At 61.0% G+C, this 22502-nt stretch carries 20 protein-coding genes and 2 pseudogenes; 12 read left to right on the top strand and 10 right to left on the bottom strand.

Annotated elements, in window-relative coordinates:
- Positions 1-59 precede the first annotated feature (59 nt).
- Positions 60-2048 carry a U32 family peptidase gene (locus CAF87_RS13555; RefSeq protein WP_085731849.1) on the top strand — a complete coding sequence of 663 codons (1989 nt, stop codon included), beginning with the start codon at positions 60-62 and terminating at the stop codon, positions 2046-2048.
- A 59-nt stretch (positions 2049-2107) separates the two neighbouring features.
- Here the strand turns inward: CAF87_RS13555 and CAF87_RS13550 are convergent, their stop codons facing one another.
- Positions 2108-3418, bottom strand: coding sequence for an MFS transporter (locus CAF87_RS13550; protein ID WP_085731848.1), 1311 nt, complete (start codon positions 3416-3418; stop codon positions 2108-2110).
- Positions 3419-3771: 353 nt separating this feature from the next.
- Between CAF87_RS13550 and CAF87_RS13545 the strand changes: the two genes are divergently transcribed.
- The gene (locus CAF87_RS13545) at positions 3772-4797 is read left to right on the top strand and encodes a GlxA family transcriptional regulator (RefSeq protein ID WP_085731847.1); all 1026 of its coding nucleotides are present in this window, start codon (positions 3772-3774) and stop codon (positions 4795-4797) included.
- A 21-nt stretch (positions 4798-4818) separates the two neighbouring features.
- On the opposite strand, the gene CAF87_RS13540 is transcribed toward CAF87_RS13545, so the two are convergent.
- Both CAF87_RS13540 and CAF87_RS13535 read right to left on the bottom strand, forming a co-directional pair.
- Positions 4819-5880, bottom strand: coding sequence for an alpha/beta fold hydrolase (locus CAF87_RS13540; RefSeq protein WP_085731846.1), 1062 nt, complete (start codon positions 5878-5880; stop codon positions 4819-4821).
- Positions 5881-6100: 220 nt separating this feature from the next.
- On the bottom strand, positions 6101-6295 hold the full coding sequence (locus CAF87_RS13535) for a PLDc N-terminal domain-containing protein (RefSeq protein WP_085731845.1): 195 nt from the start codon (positions 6293-6295) through the stop codon (positions 6101-6103).
- A gap of 159 nt (positions 6296-6454) precedes the next feature.
- On the opposite strand from CAF87_RS13535, the gene CAF87_RS13530 reads away from it, so the two are divergent.
- The 4 genes from CAF87_RS13530 to CAF87_RS13515 all read left to right on the top strand — a co-directional run bounded on the left by CAF87_RS13530 (position 6455) and on the right by CAF87_RS13515 (position 8956).
- The gene (locus CAF87_RS13530) at positions 6455-7291 is read left to right on the top strand and encodes an AraC family transcriptional regulator (RefSeq protein ID WP_085731844.1); all 837 of its coding nucleotides are present in this window, start codon (positions 6455-6457) and stop codon (positions 7289-7291) included.
- Between the two features lie 51 nt (positions 7292-7342).
- Positions 7343-7939 carry a LysE family translocator gene (locus CAF87_RS13525; RefSeq protein ID WP_085731843.1) on the top strand — a complete coding sequence of 199 codons (597 nt, stop codon included), beginning with the start codon at positions 7343-7345 and terminating at the stop codon, positions 7937-7939.
- Between the two features lie 105 nt (positions 7940-8044).
- Positions 8045-8740 (top strand): tRNA (adenine(22)-N(1))-methyltransferase TrmK, encoded by a 696-nt coding sequence (locus CAF87_RS13520; RefSeq protein WP_085731842.1) that lies wholly within the window; start codon positions 8045-8047, stop codon positions 8738-8740.
- 51 nt (positions 8741-8791) lie between these two features.
- A complete protein-coding gene (locus CAF87_RS13515; RefSeq protein WP_085731841.1) occupies positions 8792-8956 on the top strand; it encodes a DUF2986 domain-containing protein in 165 nt (54 codons plus the stop codon).
- Between the two features lie 48 nt (positions 8957-9004).
- Here CAF87_RS13515 and CAF87_RS13510 read toward each other — a convergent pair whose 3' ends face one another.
- The 4 genes and pseudogenes from CAF87_RS13510 to CAF87_RS13495 form a co-directional block, all read right to left on the bottom strand.
- A complete protein-coding gene (locus CAF87_RS13510) occupies positions 9005-9340 on the bottom strand; it encodes a DUF190 domain-containing protein (RefSeq protein WP_085731840.1) in 336 nt (111 codons plus the stop codon).
- A 10-nt stretch (positions 9341-9350) separates the two neighbouring features.
- Positions 9351-9485: pseudogene (locus tag CAF87_RS29515) on the bottom strand (fluoride efflux transporter CrcB); the annotation flags it as partial.
- 57 nt (positions 9486-9542) lie between these two features.
- Complete coding sequence (locus tag CAF87_RS13500; RefSeq protein WP_085731839.1) at positions 9543-11189, bottom strand: alkaline phosphatase D family protein; 1647 nt, start codon at positions 11187-11189, stop codon at positions 9543-9545.
- Between the two features lie 137 nt (positions 11190-11326).
- Positions 11327-13711, bottom strand: coding sequence for a DUF3772 domain-containing protein (locus tag CAF87_RS13495; RefSeq protein ID WP_085731838.1), 2385 nt, complete (start codon positions 13709-13711; stop codon positions 11327-11329).
- A gap of 156 nt (positions 13712-13867) precedes the next feature.
- On the opposite strand from CAF87_RS13495, the gene CAF87_RS13490 reads away from it, so the two are divergent.
- The 5 genes and pseudogenes from CAF87_RS13490 (at position 13868) to CAF87_RS13470 (ending at position 20305) form a co-directional block, all read left to right on the top strand.
- Positions 13868-14209 carry a hypothetical protein gene (locus CAF87_RS13490; RefSeq protein ID WP_085731837.1) on the top strand — a complete coding sequence of 114 codons (342 nt, stop codon included), beginning with the start codon at positions 13868-13870 and terminating at the stop codon, positions 14207-14209.
- A gap of 99 nt (positions 14210-14308) precedes the next feature.
- Complete coding sequence (locus tag CAF87_RS13485) at positions 14309-15559, top strand: TolC family protein (protein ID WP_085731836.1); 1251 nt, start codon at positions 14309-14311, stop codon at positions 15557-15559.
- Positions 15556-16803, top strand: a complete 1248-nt coding sequence (locus CAF87_RS13480; RefSeq protein ID WP_085731835.1) for an efflux RND transporter periplasmic adaptor subunit — start codon at positions 15556-15558, stop codon at positions 16801-16803. The genes CAF87_RS13485 and CAF87_RS13480 overlap by 4 nt, the downstream gene beginning before the upstream one ends.
- On the top strand, positions 16800-19958 hold the full coding sequence (locus tag CAF87_RS13475) for an efflux RND transporter permease subunit (RefSeq protein WP_085731834.1): 3159 nt from the start codon (positions 16800-16802) through the stop codon (positions 19956-19958). The genes CAF87_RS13480 and CAF87_RS13475 overlap by 4 nt, the downstream gene beginning before the upstream one ends.
- Positions 19955-20305, top strand: a pseudogene (locus CAF87_RS13470) (copper-binding protein). The gene CAF87_RS13475 and the pseudogene CAF87_RS13470 overlap by 4 nt, the downstream one beginning before the upstream one ends.
- 56 nt (positions 20306-20361) lie before the next feature.
- Here CAF87_RS13470 and arsH read toward each other — a convergent pair.
- The 3 genes from arsH to CAF87_RS13455 are packed head-to-tail and all read right to left on the bottom strand — an operon-like array spanning position 20362 to position 21890.
- Positions 20362-21051, bottom strand: a complete 690-nt coding sequence (gene arsH, locus CAF87_RS13465) for an arsenical resistance protein ArsH (RefSeq protein ID WP_085731833.1) — start codon at positions 21049-21051, stop codon at positions 20362-20364.
- A gap of 11 nt (positions 21052-21062) precedes the next feature.
- Complete coding sequence (locus tag CAF87_RS13460; protein ID WP_085731832.1) at positions 21063-21533, bottom strand: arsenate reductase ArsC; 471 nt, start codon at positions 21531-21533, stop codon at positions 21063-21065.
- Between the two features lie 9 nt (positions 21534-21542).
- Positions 21543-21890, bottom strand: a complete 348-nt coding sequence (locus CAF87_RS13455; RefSeq protein ID WP_085731831.1) for a metalloregulator ArsR/SmtB family transcription factor — start codon at positions 21888-21890, stop codon at positions 21543-21545.
- Between the two features lie 100 nt (positions 21891-21990).
- Here CAF87_RS13455 and CAF87_RS13450 point away from each other — a divergent pair, with 100 nt between their 5' ends.
- Positions 21991-22473 (top strand): hypothetical protein, encoded by a 483-nt coding sequence (locus CAF87_RS13450; protein ID WP_170929599.1) that lies wholly within the window; start codon positions 21991-21993, stop codon positions 22471-22473.
- Positions 22474-22502 lie beyond the last annotated feature (29 nt).

Genomic DNA, 22502 nt, shown 5'->3' with positions numbered 1-22502 from the left:
TCGCGCGTTTCGCGGCTACAATGCGCGCCTCGACCGTGACAGCCTGACTAAAAAAACATATGTCCTTGCCCAAACATCACCTGGAACTGCTCAGCCCCGCCCGTGACGTGGCCATCGCCCGCGAGGCCATCCTGCATGGCGCCGACGCGGTGTACATCGGCGGCCCGAGCTTCGGGGCGCGCCACAACGCGTGCAACGAGGTGAGCGAAATCGCCGAACTGGTGGAATTTGCCCGTCGCTATCACGCGCGCATCTTCACCACCATCAACACCATCCTGCACGACAACGAACTGGAGCCGGCGCGCAAGCTGATCCATCAGTTGTACGACGCCGGCGTCGATGCGCTGATCGTCCAGGACCTGGGCGTGATGGAGCTGGACATTCCACCCATCGAGCTGCACGCCAGCACCCAGACCGACATCCGCACCCTTGAGCGGGCGAAGTTCCTCGATCAGGCCGGTTTCTCGCAACTGGTACTGGCCCGTGAACTGAACCTCAAGGAAATCCGCGCGATCGCCGATGAAACCGATGCCGCTATCGAGTTCTTCATCCACGGCGCGTTGTGCGTGGCGTTTTCCGGTCAGTGCAACATTTCCCACGCGCAGACCGGGCGCAGTGCCAACCGTGGCGACTGCTCCCAGGCCTGCCGTCTGCCGTACACCCTGAAAGACGAAAAGGGTGGCGTGATCGCCTACGAAAAACACCTGCTGTCGATGAAGGACAACAACCAGAGCGCCAACATCCGCGCGCTGGTCGAGGCCGGTGTGCGTTCGTTCAAGATCGAAGGTCGCTACAAGGACATGGGCTATGTGAAGAACATCACCGCCTATTACCGCCAGCGCCTCGACGACGTGCTCAACGACCGCCCGGACCTGGCCCGCGCCTCCAGCGGCCGCACCGCGCATTTCTTCATGCCGGACCCGGAAAAGACCTTCCACCGTGGCAGCACCGACTACTTCGTCAGCGAGCGCAAGATCGACATCGGCGCGTTCGATTCGCCGACCTTCACCGGTCTGGCGGTGGGCACGGTCGAGAAAGTCGGCAAGCGTGACATGCAAGTGATCACCCACGAGCCGCTGTCCAACGGCGACGGCCTCAACGTGCTGGTCAAACGCGAAGTGGTGGGTTTCCGCGCCAACATCGCCGAAGCCAAGGGCGAGTTCGAGGAAGAAGGCGAGAAGCGCTACCGCTACCGCGTCGAGCCGAACGAAATGCCGGAAGGCCTGTACAAGCTGCGCCCGAACCACCCGCTGAACCGCAACCTCGACCACAACTGGCAGCAGGCCTTGCTCAAGACGTCCGCCGAGCGTCGTATCGGCGTGAGCTGGCTGGCGAAGCTGCGTGAAGAGCGTCTGGAACTGACCGTGACCAGTGAAGAGGGCATCAGCGCCAGCGTTGCGCTGGACGGCCCGTTCGGCGTCGCCAACAAACCGGAACAGGCGCTGGACACCTTGCATGACCTGCTCGGCCAGCTCGGCACCACCGAGTACCACGCGACCTCGATCAAACTCGATGCGCCACAAGCGTTCTTCATCCCGAACTCGCAGCTCAAGTCGTTGCGCCGCGAAGTGATCGAAGCGCTGACCGCCGCCCGCGTTGCCGCCCACCCGCGCGGTTCGCGCAAGGCCGAGACCACGCCACCGCCGGTGTACCCGGAGGCGCATCTGTCGTTCCTGGCCAACGTCTACAACCAGAAGGCTCGTGACTTCTACCACCGTCACGGCGTGAAGCTGATCGACGCGGCGTACGAGGCCCACGAAGAGGCGGGCGAAGTGCCGGTGATGATCACCAAGCACTGTCTGCGGTTCTCCTTCAACCTGTGCCCGAAACAGGCCAAAGGCGTGACCGGCGTGAAAACCAAAGTCGCGCCAATGCAGCTGATTCACGGCGATGAAGTGCTGACCCTGAAGTTCGACTGCAAGCCGTGCGAGATGCACGTGATCGGCAAGATGAAGGGCCACATCCTGAACATGCCGCAGCCGGGCAGTGTGGTGGGGCATATCAGCCCTGAAGACCTGATGAAGACCATTCCTCGGGCGCCGCACTGATTCAGAGGCAATAAAAAACCGGTGACGAAGGTCACCGGTTTTTTTATGCCTGCCAGAACTCAACTGGCTTCGTAGCGCGATCCCGTTGGCGGCGCCGCTTCGCCACTCAACGCGTCGACCATCGGCGGATGTTCCTGCGCGGCCTGCCGCAGATCCTCGGTCACCCGCAGCTCCGCGCCAGTTGGCGAGAACGTCGCTGCCGCCGCAAACGGCGCCGGGTTGGCCGGCACCGGGCGCTTGCCTCGGCGCCAGAAGAAGAACGTCACCATGGCCAGGTTGACCAGCGCGAAGGCCCAGAACAGGCCGGTTTCGCCGTGAGCGTTCATCGCCGGGGAAATCAGCAGCGGGCTCATCGCCGAGCCCAGCGAATTGATCAGCAGCATGCCCTGAATCATCGGCACCAAGGTTTCGACCGGTGCACGGTCGGCAGCGTGGCTGACCGCAACCGGGTACAACGCGAACACGCCGCCACCCAGCAGGAACAACATCGCCGCGAGCATGGCCGAGGACAGCGGCACCAGCACGATCACCAGCGACAGCACGGTGCACGCGGCGCAGAGTACGGTCAGCACTTGCAGACGATCCTTGCGATCGGACCAGCGCCCGACCGGGTATTGCAGGAGCATCGCGCCGAGGATCGTCCATGCCATCATGCTGCCGACTTCGCCGACGTTCAGGCCGATGCGTTGCAGGTACAGCGGCAGCAGGGTGTAGATCGCCGCGATGGTGACGCCGGAGCCGAAGCAGCCGACCAGTCCGGTGGGCGACACACCCAGTAGCGCCCGTGGCTTGAGCGGTTCGACTTGTTCCAGCAACGGCGACACGCGCGGCAGGATTACGATCGGCAGCACCGACAGGGTCGCGAGCATGCCGGCAACCATGAATGGCGCAGTGTCGCCGAGCCCGGTGATTTTTCCCAAAAACGCCTGACCCAGTACCCCGGCGCCGTAGAGGACGATCATGTACAGCGCCAGCAGACGGCCGCGAATTTTCGCGTCACCGGCCAGCAGCAGCCAGCTCTCGATCACCAGAAACACGCCGACCGTGGCCCAGCCGTTGATCAAGCGCAGGACGACCCAGCCCCAGGTGTCATAAAACAGCCCTTGCAGCAGGATTGTCGCGGCGATCAGCGAGGCGAAGCTGCTGTAGGCGCGGATGTGGCCGATGCGCAGGATCAGCCGGTCATTGAAGATCGCGCCAAGCGTCAGGCCGGCGAAATAGGCCGAGGACACGATGCCGATCATCGTCGCCGATTCGCCGGCCGCGCCCAGGCGCAGGGTGGTCAAGGAAGACAGAAAGCCGTTGCCCAGGGCAACAATGAATAGCCCGAGCAGGGGCGCCAGCGCCATGGCCAGCAAACGCGGTGTCATAAAAACCTCAAGTGATCGAACAGCGGAACGTGCGCCTCTGCGCATGCGAGTGCCAAGCCGAAGTGTGTTGAAGACAAACGACCGCCGAACGGGCAGGACGATTGGGCCTGGCGCACTTGGTGAAAGTGGCCGGCTGTTCAAACCTGAGGGTTGTCATGGCTGCGGGCAGGCGCCGGTCGGGCGACTGCAAGAGGAGGCGCGATTTTAAGCCTTGTGCGGCGTTTGCCAAGGTGCCGGGCCTGCGACGTTGGGACGCAGGCCTCAGGCACGGTCGTTCAGGCTTGGGCCCGGTGCATTCATTCCCGAGTATTTTGCCGTCCCGGCGGTTAGCATGGCGGCATAACAAGTAACTGATGGACCGCATCTTGATCGAACGACGTCAATTCAGCGGTGGCATGAAGGGCAAGAACCTTCGCTACCTGAACGAGCCTTCCGCCGGTGCGGGGCGCATGACCCGCACCGGGTTCGTGCTGCTGGAGCATTTTTCCCTGCCGGCCTTTACCCAGGCGCTGGACACCCTTGTCACCGCCAATCTGCTGCGCCCCGGTCTGTTTTCCACCCGCACCTTCGGCCTGAGCGACGGCGAAGTGATCAGCGATCTGGGGCTGGTGATCCGCCCGGATTCACGGCTTGAGGCGAGTGTGTTGCAGGAGCTGGACCTGCTGGTGATCTGCGGCGGTTACCGCACGGAATTGAAGGCCAGCGACGAGTTCATCGGCCTGCTTAAAATGGCCGCCGAGGCGGGAGTGATACTCGCCGGGTTGTGGAACGGCTCATGGTTTCTGGGGCGGGCAGGGGTGCTGGAAGGGTATCGCTGTGCAATTCACCCGGAGCATCGGCCAGCGTTGGCGGAAATCTCCAAAGCGACCCAGGTCAGCAGCGAGCCCTATGTGATCGACCGCGACCGGTTGACGGCATCGAGTCCGTCCGGGGCATTCCACATGGCGCTGGACTGGATCAAGGGTCTGCACGACAAGGCGCTGGTCGAGGGCATTGAAGACATTCTGGCGTTCGAGGAATCGCGTTACCGGCGGATCAAACCCACCGAAAACATCAGCGTCAGCGCGCCGTTGCGCGAAGTGGTGAAGCTGATGGATGCCAACCTCGAAGAACCGCTGGAGCTGGAACAACTGGCGGTGTATGCCGGGCGTTCCCGGCGTCAGCTGGAGCGGCTGTTCAAGGAACAACTGGGCACCACACCGCAGCGTTATTACATGGAATTGCGGATCACCGAGGCCCGGCGTCTGCTGCAACACACCGAGTTGTCCCAAGTGGATGTGCTGGTGGCTTGCGGGTTTGTGTCGCCGAGTCATTTCAGCAAGTGCTACAGCGCCTATTTCGGTTATCGGCCGTCCAAGGAAAAACGGCTCGTCAAATGACGAGCCGTTCGGCGTACTGCTTCAGAGGTGATCGGCGTCGATGATCGCCTTGGCGAAGGTCTGCGGACTTTCCTGCGGCAGGTTGTGGCCGATGCCGCCGTTGATCAGCCGGAATTCGTACTTGCCGGTGAAGCGTTTGGCGTAATCCTCGGGCGCCGGGTGTGGCGCGCCGTTGGCATCGCCTTCCAGGGTGATGGTCGGCACGCTGATCGATGGCGCGGTGGCGAGTTTCTGCTCCAGCGCTTCGTACTGGCTTTCACCCTGCACCAGGCCCAGACGCCAGCGGTAGTTGAACACGGTGATGGCGACGTGATCCGGGTTTTCCAGGGCCTTGGCGCTGCGGTCGAACGTGGCGTCGTCGAGGGCCCATTTTGGTGAGGCGGTCTGCCAGATCAGCTTGGCGAAGTCGTGGGTGTTCTTGGCGTAACCGGCGGCACCGCGGTCGGTGGCGAAGTAGAACTGATACCACCATTGCAGCTCGGCCTTGGGCGGCAGCGGGTTCTTGCCGGCGGCCTGATTGCCGATCAGGTAGCCGCTGACTGACACCAGCGCTTTGACTCGCTCCGGCCACAGCGCCGAGACGATATCCGCCGAGCGTGCGCCCCAGTCATAGCCGCCGAGTACGGCTTTTTTGATTTTCAGTGCATCCATGAAATCGATCACGTCACTGGCGAGCGCCGCAGGCTGCCCATTACGCACAGTCTTGTCGGAAAGGAAGTGCGTGTCGCCATAACCCCGGGCGTACGGCATCAGCACCCGATAACCTTTGGCCGCCAGAATCGGTGCGACTTCGTCGTAGCTGTGAATGTCGTACGGCCAGCCGTGCAGGAGAATTACCACCGGGCCATCGGCCGGGCCGGTTTCGGCGTAGGCCACGTCCAGCACACCGACTTTCACATGTTTCAACGGGCCGAAGGGCAGGTCGGCTTTCACGCTGGCGGCTACGACCTTGACCGGTTCCGGCGCCGCCGATTGCGCGTTGGCGTACGCGCCGAATTGCATCAGGGCGGTGGCGAGAATCGACAGGCCCAGCAGGCGACGACGGGAGTTGCCGGTAGCGGTGGTGTGCAGTGCTTGTTTCATGGTCAGGCTCCTTTGCAATCGACGGGGATGGGGTTCTGGGTGAACCCTTCTGAACTGGATCCCAGTAAAGCCTGCCGGTGTATCCGTGCTGTTTCGGTTTTGCTCCCGAGTTAAGGGCGTGTGTATCAGCAGGCATTGCGTACACAGTGCGATACAAATCCGCCGTCCATGAAAAAGCCCCGAATGATCGGGGCCTGGTTGTATTGCGCTTTTCGCAGATTCAGGCCTGGGTTGCGTGTTTCGGTCCGGCCAGCGCCCAGGCGATCAGTCCCAGTAGTGGTACAAACACGATCAGTACGATCCAGACGCCCTTGTTGCTCGATTTCCCTTCGCTCTTGCGCACTCGGTTGATTGCCCACAGTTCCACGAGCAAAAGAATGATGGCCAGTACGATCCACGTGGTTTCGATTTGCATGAGCTACCTCCTGATGGTCATTCGGTTAGGCGGGCGGTGAAACCGAGGGTTCATTAAATTTGCGTCTCGCCTGCGTCGGGCAACCTGCACAAATCTTCTAAACGCATCGACGTGAAGCGCGGTAACGTAGCGGCTGAACCCGTTTTTCTGGAGCCTTGCGTGGACAAACGCAACTGGATCGACCTGTCCCAGGATGCCGATACCGGCATCGAGTCGATTCGTGCCCATTTCCAGGGGCATGCCTACGATCCGCACTGGCATGACAGTTTTCTGGTGGGTGTCACCGAGCAAGGGGTTCAACAGTTCGATTGCCGGCGGGTGCGGCACTTCAGTACGCCGGGCAAGATCTTCATGCTGGAGCCGGGGGAGATTCACGACGGGCACGCGCCCACCGAGGAAGGCTTTACCTATTCGATGCTCTATCTCGATCCGCATTGGCTGGAGCGCGAGTTGCTGGCGCTGTTCGAGCAGGCGCCGGACAACCGCCAGCTCGGATTCGCCGACACCCTGAGCCAGGATCCGCGTCTGGCCACTTCCATCAATCAAGCCTTTCACGCCTTGCATCACGGCGACCTGCGCATCGTCCGGCAGAGCGCTGTCGACCACTTGCTGGGGGCTTTGACGTCCCACCTCGACTGGCGCAAACGTCAGGCGTTCGATCCACGCTTGCCGCGCGTGGCGCAGGTGGCGCGGGACTACCTGCATGCCCATGCCTTCGAAGACATCGGCCTGGATGATCTGGCCCGGGCCTGCGGGGTTGATCGCTTTCGGCTGACCCGGGCCTTCAAGTCGGCTTTCGGTCTGGCACCCCATGGCTACTTGATCCAGCTAAGACTGGCTCGGGCCCGGCAAATGCTGGCGCGAGGAGAAACGCCCGCCAACGTCGCCAGTGCGCTCGGGTTTGCCGATCAAAGCCATCTGGGCCGCTGGTTTCGCCGCGCCTATCACCTGACCCCGGCGGATTACCGCAAGCGCTGCTCAAACCTTCCAGACTGAACCCCATGCAACCGCGACCATGGACTCCTGTTCTGATCCGGAGTCCATGCCATGGAATCGTTGTTGCCCTTTCTGCTGTTTTCCTTCGTTGCCTCGATCACCCCGGGGCCGACCAATATTCTGGTGATGAGCCACAGTTTGCGACGCGGGATGGTGGCCACGCTGCCGATCATCTTCGGTGCCTGTCTGTCGGCGGCGCTGGTGGTGTTGGTGGTCGGGCTCGGCGTCGGCGAAACATTGCTGCGCTATCCCCGGTTGCAGCAGGCGATGGCCTGGGCCGGAGTGCTGTGGCTGAGCTGGCTGGCGTGGCAGATTTTTCGCAGTACGCCGCCGTCCCTTGACCCGGCAACGGCGGATGAAGAAGGGATCGGCGTTTATGGCGCCGCCGGCCTGCAACTGATCAATCCCAAAGTGTGGATGATGGCGGTGGCGGTGGTGAGCGTGTTTGGTGGGAGCGGTGACGAGAGTACGCGGATGGTGCTGTTGGCCTTTGTGTTTCTGCTGGTCTGTCTGCCGTGCATGACGGCGTGGGCGGCGCTGGGAGTGGGCAGTGCGCGGTTCTTTGGTTCGCCACGGGCATTCAGGCGCATGAATGCCGTGCTGGCGTTTTTGCTGTTGTTGTCGGCATGGTTGACGGTGTTGGTCTGATCATTGCGCCCGGTCATATAAATTTGAAATACACCGCGCAGCCCCCCAGAATCGCGCCCCGATCCGGCCACTGGTGCCGGACGCTCAATGTAAAAGGGGTTGCGGTTGAACCAACAGACTTTGTCCATGCGCCTGGAGCGTGTCGCTGCACACGTACCCGCCGGTGCGCGCTTGGCCGATATCGGCTCGGATCACGGCTACCTGCCGGTGGCGTTGATGCGTCGCGGCGCCATCGAAGCAGCGGTGGCGGGGGAGATGGCGCTGACGCCATTTCGCTCGGCTGAACGTGCCGTGTGCGAGAACGATCTGCAGCAGCAGATCACCGTGCGTCTGGCCAATGGCTTGATGGCTGTCGAACCGGACGACGGGATCAATGCAATTACGATGTGCGGCATGGGTGGTGAGACCATCCGCGACATTCTCGAAGCTGGCAAAGCGCGCCTGAGCGGCCGTGAACGCCTGATCCTGCAACCCAACGGCGGCGAACAACCGCTGCGCCAATGGTTGATGGACAACGACTACCGGATCCTCTGCGAGGAAGTCCTGCAGGAAAACCGCTTCGACTACGAAATCATCGTCGCCGAGCGCGACGGCCCGGTGACGTACACCGCCGAAGAACTGTACTTCGGCCCGCTGCAATTGCAGGCGCGCAGCCCGGCGTTTGTCAGCAAGTGGCGGCACCGGTTGCGGCACAAACAGCAGACTCTGACGCACTTCGGTCGCGCGCGACATGCGGTGCCCGAAGAGAAGGTACAGGACCTGACCCGGCAGGTGCGGTGGATCACTGAAGTGCTCGCTTGAACCCGACTCAGGGCTGATATCATTCACCAACTTTCAAGCAGGTCAAAAAACATGAACCGTCAGAAAAAGCTGCAACAACTCTTCAAGGAAAAATCCAGAAAGGCCAACGCCAAACTGGCGCCGAAAAGCAACAAGCCCAAGTACATCAGCAAGGCTGACCGCTTGAAGATGGAAGCTGAAGCCAGCCAGGAGCCGAGCCTTTCCACTGAAGAGTGAGGCAAGTTATATAACCCGCATCGTTTTGGTTTTGTCTGCAAGACTTCGCTATGGCGGAGGGCTGTCGGCCTTTTTACCGACAAAGCCCATTTCAATCGGCGTCTTTATGTAAAACACCGAAATGTCTTCCGCCTCCAGCCGTTTGAACATTCGTTCGGACTCTTCCTCCGTAATCGCCATGCGAATTTCGGTCGGCTGATCCGCTAACTCGAAAAAATGCGAGGAATGCAGCCGGCCGGTGTGGCCGAATCCCTCGATCCCGGTGGAAAGGGTCGCGCCGCGCAGGCCCAGTTCCTTTGCCAGATCGACAAGCCAGTCGCCGAGCATCTTTCCTTGATGGCGGCGGTTTTGTTGAGTGAAGAAAATCACCAGAAAACCTTTCATTTCGGTCTCCTTAACGCGTGCCAATCAATTGATAGGACAACAGCCCCGTCGCAGTCATTGCGAGCGAGCCGACGACGTGTACCGAAATCGAGCCGATTGCCCAGAGCAGCCTGCCTTCCTGAATCAAAGCAACGGTTTCGGCCGAAAGCACAAAAGGGGGACAGATTTATTTTCAGAAAATAAATCTGTCCCCTTTTGTGGTCTATTCCAACTCGAGGGTCTTTATGACGGCTTCGCCTTCGGTGCCGCCCGGCCAGCAAAGGTCGACGGTTATCGAATCACTGTTTTTTACATGGAAAATGGCGAAGTTCTTGTCTTCCGAATGGCTGAACAGGTGCTCGAACTGGACATTGTCATTACCACTGAGCGTACCGGATTTGGCTATTCCGGCAGAGACAGCCTGCCCGGCGGGCATTCGCGAAATGGCACTAGAAGTGATCTGGTAAACGTTGGCCTGGCGATAGATTTTATGTTGCAACCTGAAGGCGGCAGCACAATGAACATCGCCGCTCAAGAACACCAACGTCCGGCCTTCGGCATCGAAGGCAGCGAATATTTTTCCCAGCAGAAGATTTCTTTCAACATGGTTGGAGGGATGATCCCATTCATCCATGAAGTCGTCCTTGAGGCTGTTAATCAAGGACCCTGCCGTCAATACGATGGATCGCCAGTGAACGACTGGAACGGAACTGACCACAAACACGATTTTTGATTTTTTGACGGGCGGCGTATCCAGCCAGCCTAGAAAGCGTGCAACCTGATCATCTCCAAGCAGTCTGTTCTGGGCTCTTTCAACATCATGATGCCCGCGCAGGTCGAGCACGTAGAATGGGGTTGTCCCCTTTATGAAGTTATAGTCCCAGACGCATTTTTCGGGCGTTTTCAATAACGACCTTACAATGTTGGTGGGAGGATTGTGACTGTGGCCATATTCAAAATAGGCTGTTCTTGCCGCGTTCCACATCGAGTCTATAAGTTGCTGGTCAATGTCGGGGTCGTCTTTCTTGAAGTACCTTGAAAGAATTTCCAGACGCTCCGTGTTGGTTCGCGATCCCCAGCCATCCATGATTTCATGGTCATCCCAAATCATGTATTGAGGCGTTTTCGAAAAGATCTCCTGCATTTGAGGGAAATTCCAGTACACACGGTAATACCAGCGGTAGAGGCTCAGAAGGTAAGCATCAAGGCCCGCGGTGAGCAGCTTTCCGTCTTTTGTAAAAGCCGCGATCAGATCGTCCTTGTTGTTCTGCAGCCATTCCCAGATGTCCGGAAAGTATTTGTTTTCCTGGCAGTCCACATAGACCTGATCGCCACCGCCAATGACGAATCTGACTTTTGCGTTGTTGGCTCTGCTGAGAAACAAGGGCCACGCACCATTGCTGTTATTGGCGTTGAACGGGTCATGGCAGCTATAGAATCCGAAGCTGAAATCGGGCATGGATTGCGCCATGGTGGTAAAGGAGTAGATCTTTTGATATCCGATTTCTGTTCTGCGCCACATACTTTTGGACGTAGGCTTCTGACTCATCAAGTAATAGTAGTAGGTGGTGTTCGGTTTCAGATTGGTAATGTCGAAGGTATTGGTCAGATCCGAGTCTTCACTGAACTTGTACGACCGTATGTTTTTGGGGTCGCATCCCTGACCTTTTAGAAACAGCTCAATGGTTTTGCCATCTAGCGTGAACAGGTCCCCGACCAACGCCTTTTCGGACCAGACCAGCGCCCATTCTCCCGCCTTATAGACACGAATCCAGATTCGGGCGCTGTCAGTGCTCACGTGCCCGACGATGCTGGCAGTGCCAAGTTTGTTCACGTCGTATTCGTTGTTCCGCGGATCGACCAAGGCCATGACTTTCTCCATTTTCACTTGGGTTGTCAGGGGAACTGGAGTTCTGATCGAACACGGCCAACAGCAAACTTCTGACGAATCCCCATGAGGTGAACGATGTGACTATAGATGGTATCGGGCCATTGGGCTGAAGGGCCTCAGCTGCCCGGCTGCGGTGGCTTGGCCAACTCAATCCCCGCCGCCCCCAGCCGCTTGAGAATCTCGAACAACAAATCACTCTTGGTCTTGCCGACAATCCTCGGGCTGTCGACGTAACCCGTCACGGTCAACGTGATGCCATCGGGTGAAAGTTTGCTGAAGCGCACGAACGGCGCCGGTTTGCCGAGGATGGTTTCGTGCTCTTTGTAGGTGTCGAGCAGCAGGCCTTTGACCTGCTCGGGGTCGATGTCCAGCGGGAACATCAGCTCCAGCGTCGCCACGCCCTGGGCGCTGCCGCCGAGGGTGACGTTGCGCAGGTTCTGCGAGATCAGTTGCGAGTTGGGCACGATCACGATGGAGCGGTCGCTGAGCTGGATTTCAGTGGCGCGCACGTTGATCCGGCGGATGTCGCCCTCGACGCCGCTGATGCTGATCAGGTCGCCGACCTTGACCGGGCGTTCGGTGAGCAGAATCAGTCCCGAGACAAAGTTCTTCACGATCTCCTGCAGACCGAAACCGATCCCCACCGACAGCGCGCTGACGATCCACGCCAAGTTGGTCCACTGCACGCCCAGCGACGACAGCGTCAGCAGAATCACCACCGCGTAGCCGATGTTGGAAAACAGCGTGCTGAGCGACGCACACATACCGGGGTCCATGTCGGTCTTGGGCAGGAACTCATTGTCGAGCCAGCGGCGCAGGGCACGGATCAGGTAGATACCGATCAATAGCGCCAGCACCGCGTTGAGCAAATGCCCGGGAACGATGTTCAGCTTGCGCAGGCCGGCGCCGCCGAGAATGGTGCCGATGCTGTTGGCCAATTGACCCAACGTGGTGCCGATGCCGCCCACGAACAGCGTGATCCCCGCCAGCAACAGCAACGCCGCCCGACCCAAGCCGGCCAGCAGGGTCGAGGCCTGTTCGAGGCGCCGGTCGCCGACGCCCAGCAGTTGCTTCAAGGCCTTGCCGCTGGAGTGGCGGGGCGAGAAGAAGTATTCGCAGCTGTCCTTGAGCAACTGCATCAGCAGGTAGAAACCGGACAGTACGATAAACGCCCACACCAGTTCATAGGTGATGAACCGCGCCAGCGATACGTAGCCAGCCAGCAACGCGCCGAGTGAAATGACCATCGCCAGCGTGGTCACGGTGTAAATCACCCCGGTCAGGGTGTTGCCCGTCACCTGCGCATCTCCGGCCGCCGCCAGCGCCTTGCGCACCTTGCCGACGCGCATCAGCAGCACGGTGACGATGGCCAATACCACCAGCGCGATGATGCCACGGCCGGTGATCACGATCTGGCTGCTCATGCCGGACGAATTGCCGACCTGCACCGCCGTTATCAGTACCAGCAGCGTCGCGGCCAGGACCCTGGCGAAAGGCTTGAGCGTGAGGGCTACCGGTTCGGCAATCGCCGGCAACCGCCACGACGGGTGCTCGGTGGACAGCAAGGCGCGGCTCAGGCTGGTGATCATCACGCAGGCGTACACGACTTTCTGGAATTCGTCGGAGAACGTCGCCAGCATCGGCGGCAGCGGCACATGCCGGGTGCAGGCGTAATACAGCAGCTCCAGGGCCATCGCGGTGGTTGCCAGTGTCGCCAGCGCCGAGGCGAAAGCCAGCGAACTGCGGCGCAAGCGGCCTTCGGGCATGCGATGAATACACACCCACGCCAGCCAACGGTCGGCGAGCCGTCGGCCCAGGGTCCAGACCATGAAGGACAGCACCACCAGCACGCTGGTGTAGATCCGTTGCCCCGGCTGCCAGGCCTCGTTGCCGGTTTCCTTGATCTGGTCGACGAACATCTGCAGGCGTTGGCGATCGGTAGGATCGGGGTCGACCATCGGCGACCAGAAATCGGGGCTGAGCACGCTGTCGGTACGCAGGGTGAGTTCGCTTTCCAGCAACGTGCGGCGAATGCCGGCGATCTGGGTGATCAGATCGGTAGCGTTCTGCTTGAGCGTGGCCAGATTCTTCAGCGCGGTATCGACCTTGTTCTTCTGCTCGATCAGCGCCGCCCGTTGTGCGGCGATATCGGCCTGTTCGGCGGCTACCGTTTCCGTGGGCGCCGCCCCCAGAACGCCCAGTTGCACGGTCAGTTGTGCCTGTTGCGGCAACAGCGAAGCCGACAGCCGATCAATATCGAGAATGAACGCCTGCACCCGATCCTGCGGGCCTTCGAGCTGATTGTAATTGTTGGCGGACGAGATCTGCTGCTTGAGGCCGTCGAGGCGTTGTTGCAGGGCTTGCAGATCATTCTGGGTCACGCCGGGGAGCGGGGCACCGCTGTCGGCCGCGCCCGGCGCTTCAGCTGCCGACACCATGGCCAGCCCCGGACCGAGCAGGATCAGGGCGACGAACATCAATGACTTCAAGGCGTTGCGCATGGGACTGGCGATTCCGGTTGAACACACAATCAATGAGGTTAGGTGATCGTTCGAGCGCTGCATGATTTTCCGCTGCTAATCCTGGCTTAATGCTCATCCGCTGATATCGCCGGCATCCGATTGTGAATCCCGTTTCTCGCAACTAGACTTCCGGCCATGAAACGCTACCTGCGGTTTTGTCTCGTCTTCCTGATCAGCCTGGCGCTTCCCCTCAGCGGGATGGCGGGCGTGCAGACACCGACAGAACCCTGCCCGATGCAAGCCATGGGCATGGCGATGATGGATGGCATGGGCATGGATTGCTGCAAGGACATGAAAAGTCCTGCCGACCATGGCACACCCTGCAAGCCAGGCCAGGAGTGCAAGACCGGCGGCGTGCTGCAAGTCGCGATCCTCAAGCCGCCTGTCACCGTGTTTAGCCCCGTGACGCATTCTTTCTTCAGTGATTCCCTGCCCGTAGCGACCCCGTCCGGGGTCTGGCGACCGCCCCGCGTCTGATTCCTGTCTCCCTTGAAAACTCATTCCGCCCCGGCGGAGTGGATTGGCTGTGCGCGTGTTTTACGCCGCGCGCAGCGGACGATCACAGGAATCGTAAACATGAAACTCAAGTGCACAGGTTGGCCCTTCGCGGCCGGCTTTGCGGCAAGCGTGCTCGCGTGGCCGGGTTTCGCCGCCGCGCTGACACTCGATGAAGCGCTGCGGCTGGCGGAAACCAATGCGCCGTCGCTGAATGCGCAAGATGCAAAGATCCAGGCCGCCAGCAGCGCCGCCATCCCGGCGGGGGAGTTGCCCGATCCGAAACTGGTGCTGGGCGTGCAGAACTATCCCGTGGGCGGTCCGGATCGCTATAGCCTCGACCAGGACTTCATGACCATGCAAATGGTCGGCTGGCGCCAGGAAATGCCCAATGGCGACAAGCGCAAGGCGCGCATCGAAGTCGCCGATGCAGCCATCGAGCGTGCGGCGGCAGAACGTCGCATCGAACGGCTGAAAGTCCGTCAGGCCACCGCGCTGGCATGGATCGGCAGCTATTCGGTGGAGCGCAAACAGGCGCTGCTTCAGGACTTCTACAAGGAGAACCGCCTGCTGAGCGATACCGTGCGGGCGCAGATCGCCGGCGGTCGGGCGCAACCCGCCGACGCTGTAACGCCCAAGCAGGAAGCTGCCCGACTGGCGGAGCAAGAAGACAACCTGACGCTGGAACGCACCCAGGCCCGGGCGGCGCTAAAACGCTGGATCGGCACCGCCGCCAACGACATACCCGAAGGCAACCTGCCGCAATGGTCGGTCGAGCCCGTCACCTTCAATCACCAACTGCAACACCATCCCGAACTGGCCGCGTTTGCGCCCATGACCCGCGAAGCGCAGGCGAAGGTGCAAGAAGCTGTGTCCGAGAAAAAGTCCGATTGGAGCTGGGAAGTGGATTACCAGCACCGTGGCCGCGAATTCGGCGACATGGTCAGCGTGCAGTTTTCCTGGGATCTGCCGCTGTTTCCCGAGACGCGCCAGAACCCGACAATCGCCGCCCGACAAGCCGAGCTCAGCCAACTGGAAGCCGAGCGCGAAGCCCTGTCCCGTGAGCACACCGAGCAATTGGAAAACCAGTTGGCCGACTACGCGCGCCTCGACCGGGCGCTGCTGCGCAGTCAGCAAAGTCTCGTGCCGCTGGCCAAAGAAAAAGTCGACTTGAGTCTGGCCAGTTATCGCGCGGGCAAGGGCGATCTGAACGCGGTGGTCAACGCGCGCCGTGAGCTGATCGAGGCTCGCTTCAAACAGATCGACGTGGAAGAACAGCGCGCACTGACCGCTGCGCGACTGCATTTCGCCTACGGGGAGAGCAGCCTGTGAACCTACCAAAACACAACAGCTTCTGGCTGGCCGGCCTCGCCCTTGCGGTGGGTGTTGCTGCGGGCTACGGCGTGGCTTATCAGCGCATGGCTGGCGAATCCGGTGCGGCAGCGGAGCAGGGCACCGAACCCAAGGCCCTGTACTGGTACGACCCGATGTACCCGCAGCAGAAGTTCGATAAACCGGGCAAGTCGCCCTTCATGGACATGCAACTGGTGCCGCGATACGCCAGCGAAGGCGCAGGCAATGCGACGGTCAGCATCGATCCGGGCCTGACCCAGAATCTGGGGCTGCGCACGGCAACGGTTGTGCGCGGGCGGTTTTCCTCCAGCCTCGACGTGACCGGTGTACTGGCCTTCAACGAGCGCGATGTGGCGGTGATCCAGACTCGCACCAGCGGTTTTGTCGAACGGGTCTATGCCCTGGCACCGGGAGATGTGCTGGCGGTGGGGGCGCCATTGGCGGACATTCTCGTACCGGACTGGGCGGCATCGCAGACCGAGTTTCTGGCCCTCAGGCGCAGCGGCGACCAAGAGCTGATTTCGGCGGCGCGCCAACGCTTGCAACTGACCGGCATGCCATCGAGCCTGATTGCCCAGGTGGAACGCAGCGGCAAGGTTCAGCCGAACCTCACCGTCACCAGCCCGGTGGGCGGCGTGGTACAGGAACTCAATGTGCGCACCGGCATGACCGTGGCGAGCGGCGAGACGCTGGCGCGGATCAATGGTCTGGGAAGCGTATGGCTCGCCGTGGCGGTGCCGGAAGCACAGACCGGTTCCATCACCGAAGGGCAATCCATCGAAGCACGATTGCCGGCGTTTCCCGGCACCGTGTTCAACGGCAAGGTCAGCGCAATTCTGCCGGACACCAGCCCGGACAGCCGCACCCTGCGCGTGCGCGTCGAACTGGCCAACCCCGAGGGTCGCTTGCGTCCGGGAATGACCGTTCAAGTACGGCTGAACCGCTTGACCGGGCAGGACAGCCTGTGGGTGCCGAGCGAAGCGGTGATCCGCACCGGCAAGCGTGCCTTGGTCATGCTGGCCGAGGACGCGGGTCACTATCGCCCGGTGGAGGTACGGCCCGGACAGGAAAGCGACGGCAAAACGGTGATCCTCCAAGGCCTGGAAGAAGGGCAGAAGGTTGTGACTTCCGGCCAGTTCCTGCTCGACTCCGAGGCCAGCCTGAAAGGCATCGTAGCCGCCCCGCTTGAGACGGACGGCCAAGCCTCGGGGAGCCAGCCATGATTGCCGCGCTGATTCGCTGGTCCGTGGCCAACCGTTTTCTGGTGCTGCTGGTGACGCTGTCCGTCACGGGATGGGGTGCGTGGTCGGTGCAGAGCACGCCGATCGATGCACTGCCGGACTTGTCCGATGTGCAGGTGATTATCCGCACGCCGTACCCCGGACAGGCGCCGCAGATCGTCGAGAACCAGGTGACCTATCCGCTGACCACCACCATGCTTTCGGTGCCGGGAGCGAAAACCGTGCGCGGCTATTCGTTTTTCGGTGACAGCTTTGTGTACGTGTTGTTCGAGGATGGCACCGATCAATACTGGGCGCGCTCGCGGGTGCTGGAGTACCTGAGCCAGATTCAGAGTCGTCTGCCGGCCAGTGCCAAACCGGCGTTGGGCCCGGATGCCACCGGGGTCGGCTGGATCTATCAGTACGCGCTGGTGGATCGCAGCGGCCAGCACGATCTGGCGCAGTTGCGCGCGTTGCAGGACTGGTTCCTCAAGTTCGAGCTCAAGACCCTGCCCAACGTCGCCGAAGTCGCCACCCTCGGCGGCATGGTCAAGCAGTATCAGGTACAGCCCGATCCGGTAAAACTGGCCAGCCTCGGCATCACCCTGGCGCAAGTGCGTGAAGCCATCGGCCAGGCCAATCAGGAAACCGGCGGTGCGGTGCTGGAAATGGCCGAAACCGAGTTCATCGTGCGGGCCTCCGGTTACCTGAATTCCCTCGACGACTTCCGGGCGATTCCGCTCAAACTCGGCGCCGGCGGCGTGCCGGTGACACTGGGCGATGTCGCGACGATCCAGACCGGGCCGGACATGCGCCGGGGCATCACCGAGCTGGACGGCCAGGGCGAGACCGTCGGTGGCGTGGTGATCCTGCGCAGCGGCAAGAATGCCCGCGAGACCATCGCGGCGGTCAAGGCCAAACTCGAGGACATGAAAAGCAGCCTGCCGCCCGGCGTGGAGATCGTCACCACCTACGATCGCAGCAAGCTAATCGATCGCGCCGTGGACAACCTCAGCCACAAACTGCTCGAAGAGTTCATTGTTGTGGCGCTGGTCTGCGGGATCTTCCTCTGGCATTTGCGCTCTTCATTGGTAGCGATCATCTCGTTGCCGGTGGGCGTGCTGATTGCGTTCATCGTCATGCGTCATCAGGGGCTGAACGCCAACATCATGTCACTGGGTGGAATTGCCATCGCCATTGGTGCGATGGTCGATGCCGCCGTGGTGATGATCGAGAACGCGCACAAGAAGATCGAGGCGTGGCACGCCGCCAATCCGGGTGAGGAACTCAAGGGCGAGCGCCATTGGCAGGTGATGACCGACGCGGCGGCGGAGGTCGGGCCGGCGCTGTTTTTCTGCCTGTTGATCATCACGCTGTCGTTCATCCCGGTGTTTACCTTGCAGGCTCAGGAAGGACGGTTGTTCGGCCCGCTGGCGTTCACCAAGACCTACGCCATGGCGGCGGCAGCCGGATTGTCGGTGACATTGGTGCCGGTGCTGATGGGCTACTGGATTCGTGGGCGGATTCCGGATGAGCGCCACAATCCGCTCAACCGTTGGCTGATCCGGATCTACCAGCCAGCGCTGGATGCGGTGTTGCGTCGACCGAGGTTAACGCTGGTGATGGCGCTGCTAGTGTTCATCAGTGCGGCGTGGCCGGTTACGCGCCTGGGTGGCGAGTTTCTGCCGCCGCTGGACGAAGGCGATCTGTTGTACATGCCGTCGGCACTGCCGGGGCTGTCGGCGCAGAAAGCTGCGCAATTGCTGCAACAGACTGATCGGCTGATCAAGACTGTGCCCGAGGTCGAGCATGTGTTCGGCAAGGCTGGCCGCGCCGAAACGGCTACCGATCCGGCGCCGCTGGAAATGTTCGAAACCACGATCCAGTTCAAGCCCCACGAGCAATGGCGCCCGGGCATGACCCCGGAAAAACTCGTGGAGGAACTGGACCGCGTGGTGAAAGTGCCGGGGCTGACCAACATCTGGATTCCACCGATCCGCAACCGCATCGACATGCTCGCCACGGGGATCAAAAGTCCCATCGGCGTGAAGGTCGCCGGCAACGATCTGGCCCAGATCGATGCGGTGACCCAAGCCGTCGAGCGTGTGGCCAAAGACGTGCCCGGCGTCAGTTCGGCGCTGGCCGAGCGCCTCACCGGTGGCCGCTACATCGACGTCGATATCGACCGCAACGCCGGCGGCCGCTACGGGCTGAACATCAGTGATGTGCAGTCCATCGTCGCGGGGGCCATCGGCGGCGAAACCGTCGGAGAAACCATTGAGGGACTGGCACGTTTCCCGATCAACATCCGTTACCCGCGAGAGTGGCGCGATTCGCCCGGTGCCCTGGAGCAACTGCCGATCTACACGCCTTCGGGTAGTCAGGTCACCCTTGGCATGCTGGCGAAAATCAGGGTCACGGACGGCCCGCCGATGCTCAAGAGCGAAAACGCCCGACCGTCCGGCTGGGTGTACATCGATGTGCGCGGTCGCGACATCGCGTCAGTGGTGGCCGATCTGCGCCGCGCAGTCAGCGAGCAGGTGAAACTGCAGCCCGGCATGAGCCTGAGTTACTCGGGGCAATTCGAGTTTCTCGAACGGGCCAACGCTCGCCTGAAACTCGTGGTGCCGGCCACGTTGCTGATCATCTTCGTGCTGCTCTACCTGACCTTCGCCCGCTTCGACGAAGCGCTGCTGATCATGGCCACGTTGCCGTTCGCCCTGAGTGGCGGTGCGTGGTTTCTCTATCTGCTGGGCTACAACCTGTCGGTGGCCACCGGAGTCGGCTTCATTGCACTGGCCGGGGTCTCCGCCGAGTTCGGCGTGATCATGCTGCTCTATCTGAAAAACGCCTGGGCCGAACGCGAAGACTTCGGCGATCGCACCGAGCGCGGGCTGGTCGCGGCGATTCGCGAAGGCGCCGTGCAGCGCGTGCGCCCCAAAGCCATGACGGTGGCCGTGATCATTGCCGGTCTGTTGCCGATTCTGCTCGGCAGCGGCGCCGGTAGCGAAGTCATGAGCCGCATCGCCGCGCCCATGGTTGGCGGCATGGTTACCGCGCCTTTGTTGTCTCTGTTCGTCATCCCGGCGGCGTATCGATTGATGCGCCGCCGTCACTTGTCCGTTGAAACCCTCCCACCTGAAGGAAAAACCTCATGAAACTGATCCCGATCACCTTTGCGGGCACGCTGGTAGCGTTCGCACTGACCGCCCACGCCGAGGACATGCCCGGCTTGAAGATGGACGACATGCAAGGCATGCAGATGCAGGCCGCCACGCAACAGGCACCTGCCGCGAATGCCTAGGGCACGATCAAGACAATCGATACCGCGAAGCACACCGTGACCATTGCACATGGCGCCGTTGCGGCGTTGCAGTGGCCGCCGATGACCATGGGCTTTGCGGCGACTCAGGAGCAGTTGTCCGGGTTGGCGGTGGGCGACCGGGTGAAGTTTTCGTTCCGGATGGAGGGCAGCAAGGCAACGCTGGTTTCGATCAGCAAGTAAGGCTGTGACGTAAAAAAAACCGGCGCGAATCATCGCGCCGGTTTTTATTCGGGTTTTCAGATCGAGCGCTGATTGACTCGCTGCATCAGTTCCTCCGCCGACTCCTTGCGCTCCGAGTAGCGATCCACCAGGTCCGGACGATCGCGCAACAGCAGCGTGAACTTCACCAACTCTTCCATCACATCCACCACCCGGTCATACAGCGCCGAAGGCTTCATGCGATTGCCTTCGTCAAACTCCAGATACGCCTTGGGCACCGACGACTGATTGGGGATGGTGAACATGCGCATCCAGCGGCCCAGCACCCGCAGTTGATTGACCACGTTGAACGATTGAGAACCGCCACAGACTTGCATCACCGCCAGGGTCTTGCCCTGGGTCGGGCGCACTGCGCCCAGCGCCAGCGGCACCCAGTCGATCTGCGCCTTGAACACCGCCGACATCGCGCCGTGACGTTCGGGCGAACACCAGACCTGGCCTTCGGACCATTGCATCAGCTCAAGCAGCTCCTGGACTTTCGGATGATCGCCGGGCGCGTCGTCCGGCAGCGGCAAGCCCGAGGGGTTGAAGATTCGCGTCTCGGCGCCGAAGTGCTCCAGCAGGCGGGCGGCTTCTTCCACCAGCAAGCGGCTGAACGAGCGTGGGCGGGTCGAGCCGTACAACAACAGAATGCGCGGTTTGGGTATGCCGTCGTCGCGGGTGGTTTTCTGAATCAGTGATGGGTCGAGATTGGGCAAGTCGATCATGACGGCTCCGGTCACAGCAGGCTGATGCGGTCGAGCTCGCGCTTGAGGGCATCGCGGTCGAGTTCGGCGAAGGGCAGGGCGAGGAAGGCCCTGCAGCGGGTTTCGATCCGGGCAAGGGTCCCGTGGAAGGCTGCGCTGATGGCGGCTTCATCGCCGCGCACTTCCGACGGATCCTCCAGTCCCCAATGGGCCTTCAAGGCCGGGCCGAAGTAGACGGGGCAGGCTTCGCCGGCGGCCTTGTCGCACACGGTGATGACGATGTCCGGCGGGTTGTCCTCGAAGGCATCGTTGCCCTTGCTGCTCAAGCCGGCGATGGAAATGCCGGCCTCCTGCAACGTGGTCAGGCTGCGCGGCAACACCTGGCCTTTGGGGAAACTGCCGGCGCTGACCGCTTCGAAACCTGGCGGCGCCAAGTGATTGAACATCGCTTCGGACAGAATGCTGCGGCAACTGTTGGCGGTACACATGAATAGAACGCGCATGATCGGTCCTCAGCAGCAGGCGGATGTATTGAGTGGGCGGTCGCCCATCGCGGCGAGTCGCGCGCTGTTTTCTTCCAGCCACGCGGTGTTGGCGGCGAGAGTGGTCTGCAATATCTCGCTCACCCATTCCGGCAGCTGCGGGTTGAGCCGGTAATACACCCACTGGCCCTGACGGCGATCCAGCAACAAGCCACAAGTGCGCAGCTGCGCGAGATGACGGGAGATTTTCGGCTGGCTGTCGTCGAGTGCGCAGACCAGCTCGCAGACGCACAACTCGCCTTCACGGGTGATCAGCAACGTGGCCCGGGCGCGGGTTTCGTCGGCGAGGCATTTGAAAACGGAGGTAGGGTCGAGCATGGGAGTGCCCTTGCATATGCGGAAATTCGAATATACGGATTTCCATATGTATTAGGCAAGGTCTGAATTTTTCTGGGGTGAGTGATAGCATGTGGCCTTCATGGAGGTGAGGCTGACAAACAGCCTCCTCGGGCAGCGTGCAAGGACACAAGGCATGAAGAACAAACTGGCCATCGGCAAACGCAATGAGTTCGCCATCTGGGGTTATCTACTGGAAGCAGGCTTCGACGTTTTCCCATCCCTGGTCGACGATAAAGGCATTGACGGAATCGTCGGGCACAACGGCCGATACTTTGAAGTGCAAGTCAAAAGCGGGGTGAACTGGAACAACCAGCGCGGACTCAGTCGCGCAGCGGTCAGCATGAACCCCGAGCGGATCTTCCTGATCTACAACACCACCGTCGATGAAGTTCGCTACTTCACGGGCCAGCAAATTCTGGCCGAATCCGAGTGGGCGCAATCCATTGATTGGCGCCTGTCTCAGATAAAACTGCCCAAACGCATGCTGGATAAATATCAGCAGCACGATTGGGCGGGTTTCATTGCTTATTTGCGCGGCGAAACCAGCAACGCTTTGGCTTGATTGCCTTTCAGCGTCTCCGTTTTTTATAT

Source organism: Pseudomonas sp. R38(2017) (assembly GCF_002112395.1).
GTDB lineage: Bacteria > Pseudomonadota > Gammaproteobacteria > Pseudomonadales > Pseudomonadaceae > Aquipseudomonas.
The sequence above is the reverse complement of the archived record's forward strand: the minus strand, read 5'-3'. Positions and strand labels throughout refer to the sequence as shown.

Excerpts from the sequence above, each read along its gene's own strand:
- CAF87_RS13555 (WP_085731849.1), top strand. The coding sequence starts at position 60 with ATGTCCTTGCCCAAACATCACCTGGAACTGCTCAGCCCCGCCCGTGAC.
- CAF87_RS13550 (WP_085731848.1), bottom strand. The coding sequence starts at position 3,418 with ATGACACCGCGTTTGCTGGCCATGGCGCTGGCGCCCCTGCTCGGGCTA.
- CAF87_RS13545 (WP_085731847.1), top strand. The coding sequence starts at position 3,772 with ATGGACCGCATCTTGATCGAACGACGTCAATTCAGCGGTGGCATGAAG.
- CAF87_RS13540 (WP_085731846.1), bottom strand. The coding sequence starts at position 5,880 with ATGAAACAAGCACTGCACACCACCGCTACCGGCAACTCCCGTCGTCGC.
- CAF87_RS13535 (WP_085731845.1), bottom strand. The coding sequence starts at position 6,295 with ATGCAAATCGAAACCACGTGGATCGTACTGGCCATCATTCTTTTGCTC.
- CAF87_RS13525 (WP_085731843.1), top strand. The coding sequence starts at position 7,343 with ATGGAATCGTTGTTGCCCTTTCTGCTGTTTTCCTTCGTTGCCTCGATC.
- CAF87_RS13515 (WP_085731841.1), top strand. The coding sequence starts at position 8,792 with ATGAACCGTCAGAAAAAGCTGCAACAACTCTTCAAGGAAAAATCCAGA.
- CAF87_RS13510 (WP_085731840.1), bottom strand. The coding sequence starts at position 9,340 with ATGAAAGGTTTTCTGGTGATTTTCTTCACTCAACAAAACCGCCGCCAT.
- CAF87_RS13500 (WP_085731839.1), bottom strand. The coding sequence starts at position 11,189 with ATGGCCTTGGTCGATCCGCGGAACAACGAATACGACGTGAACAAACTT.
- CAF87_RS13495 (WP_085731838.1), bottom strand. The coding sequence starts at position 13,711 with ATGCGCAACGCCTTGAAGTCATTGATGTTCGTCGCCCTGATCCTGCTC.
- CAF87_RS13490 (WP_085731837.1), top strand. The coding sequence starts at position 13,868 with ATGAAACGCTACCTGCGGTTTTGTCTCGTCTTCCTGATCAGCCTGGCG.
- CAF87_RS13485 (WP_085731836.1), top strand. The coding sequence starts at position 14,309 with ATGAAACTCAAGTGCACAGGTTGGCCCTTCGCGGCCGGCTTTGCGGCA.
- CAF87_RS13475 (WP_085731834.1), top strand. The coding sequence starts at position 16,800 with ATGATTGCCGCGCTGATTCGCTGGTCCGTGGCCAACCGTTTTCTGGTG.
- arsH (WP_085731833.1), bottom strand. The coding sequence starts at position 21,051 with ATGATCGACTTGCCCAATCTCGACCCATCACTGATTCAGAAAACCACC.
- CAF87_RS13460 (WP_085731832.1), bottom strand. The coding sequence starts at position 21,533 with ATGCGCGTTCTATTCATGTGTACCGCCAACAGTTGCCGCAGCATTCTG.
- CAF87_RS13455 (WP_085731831.1), bottom strand. The coding sequence starts at position 21,890 with ATGCTCGACCCTACCTCCGTTTTCAAATGCCTCGCCGACGAAACCCGC.
- CAF87_RS13450 (WP_170929599.1), top strand. The coding sequence starts at position 21,991 with ATGGAGGTGAGGCTGACAAACAGCCTCCTCGGGCAGCGTGCAAGGACA.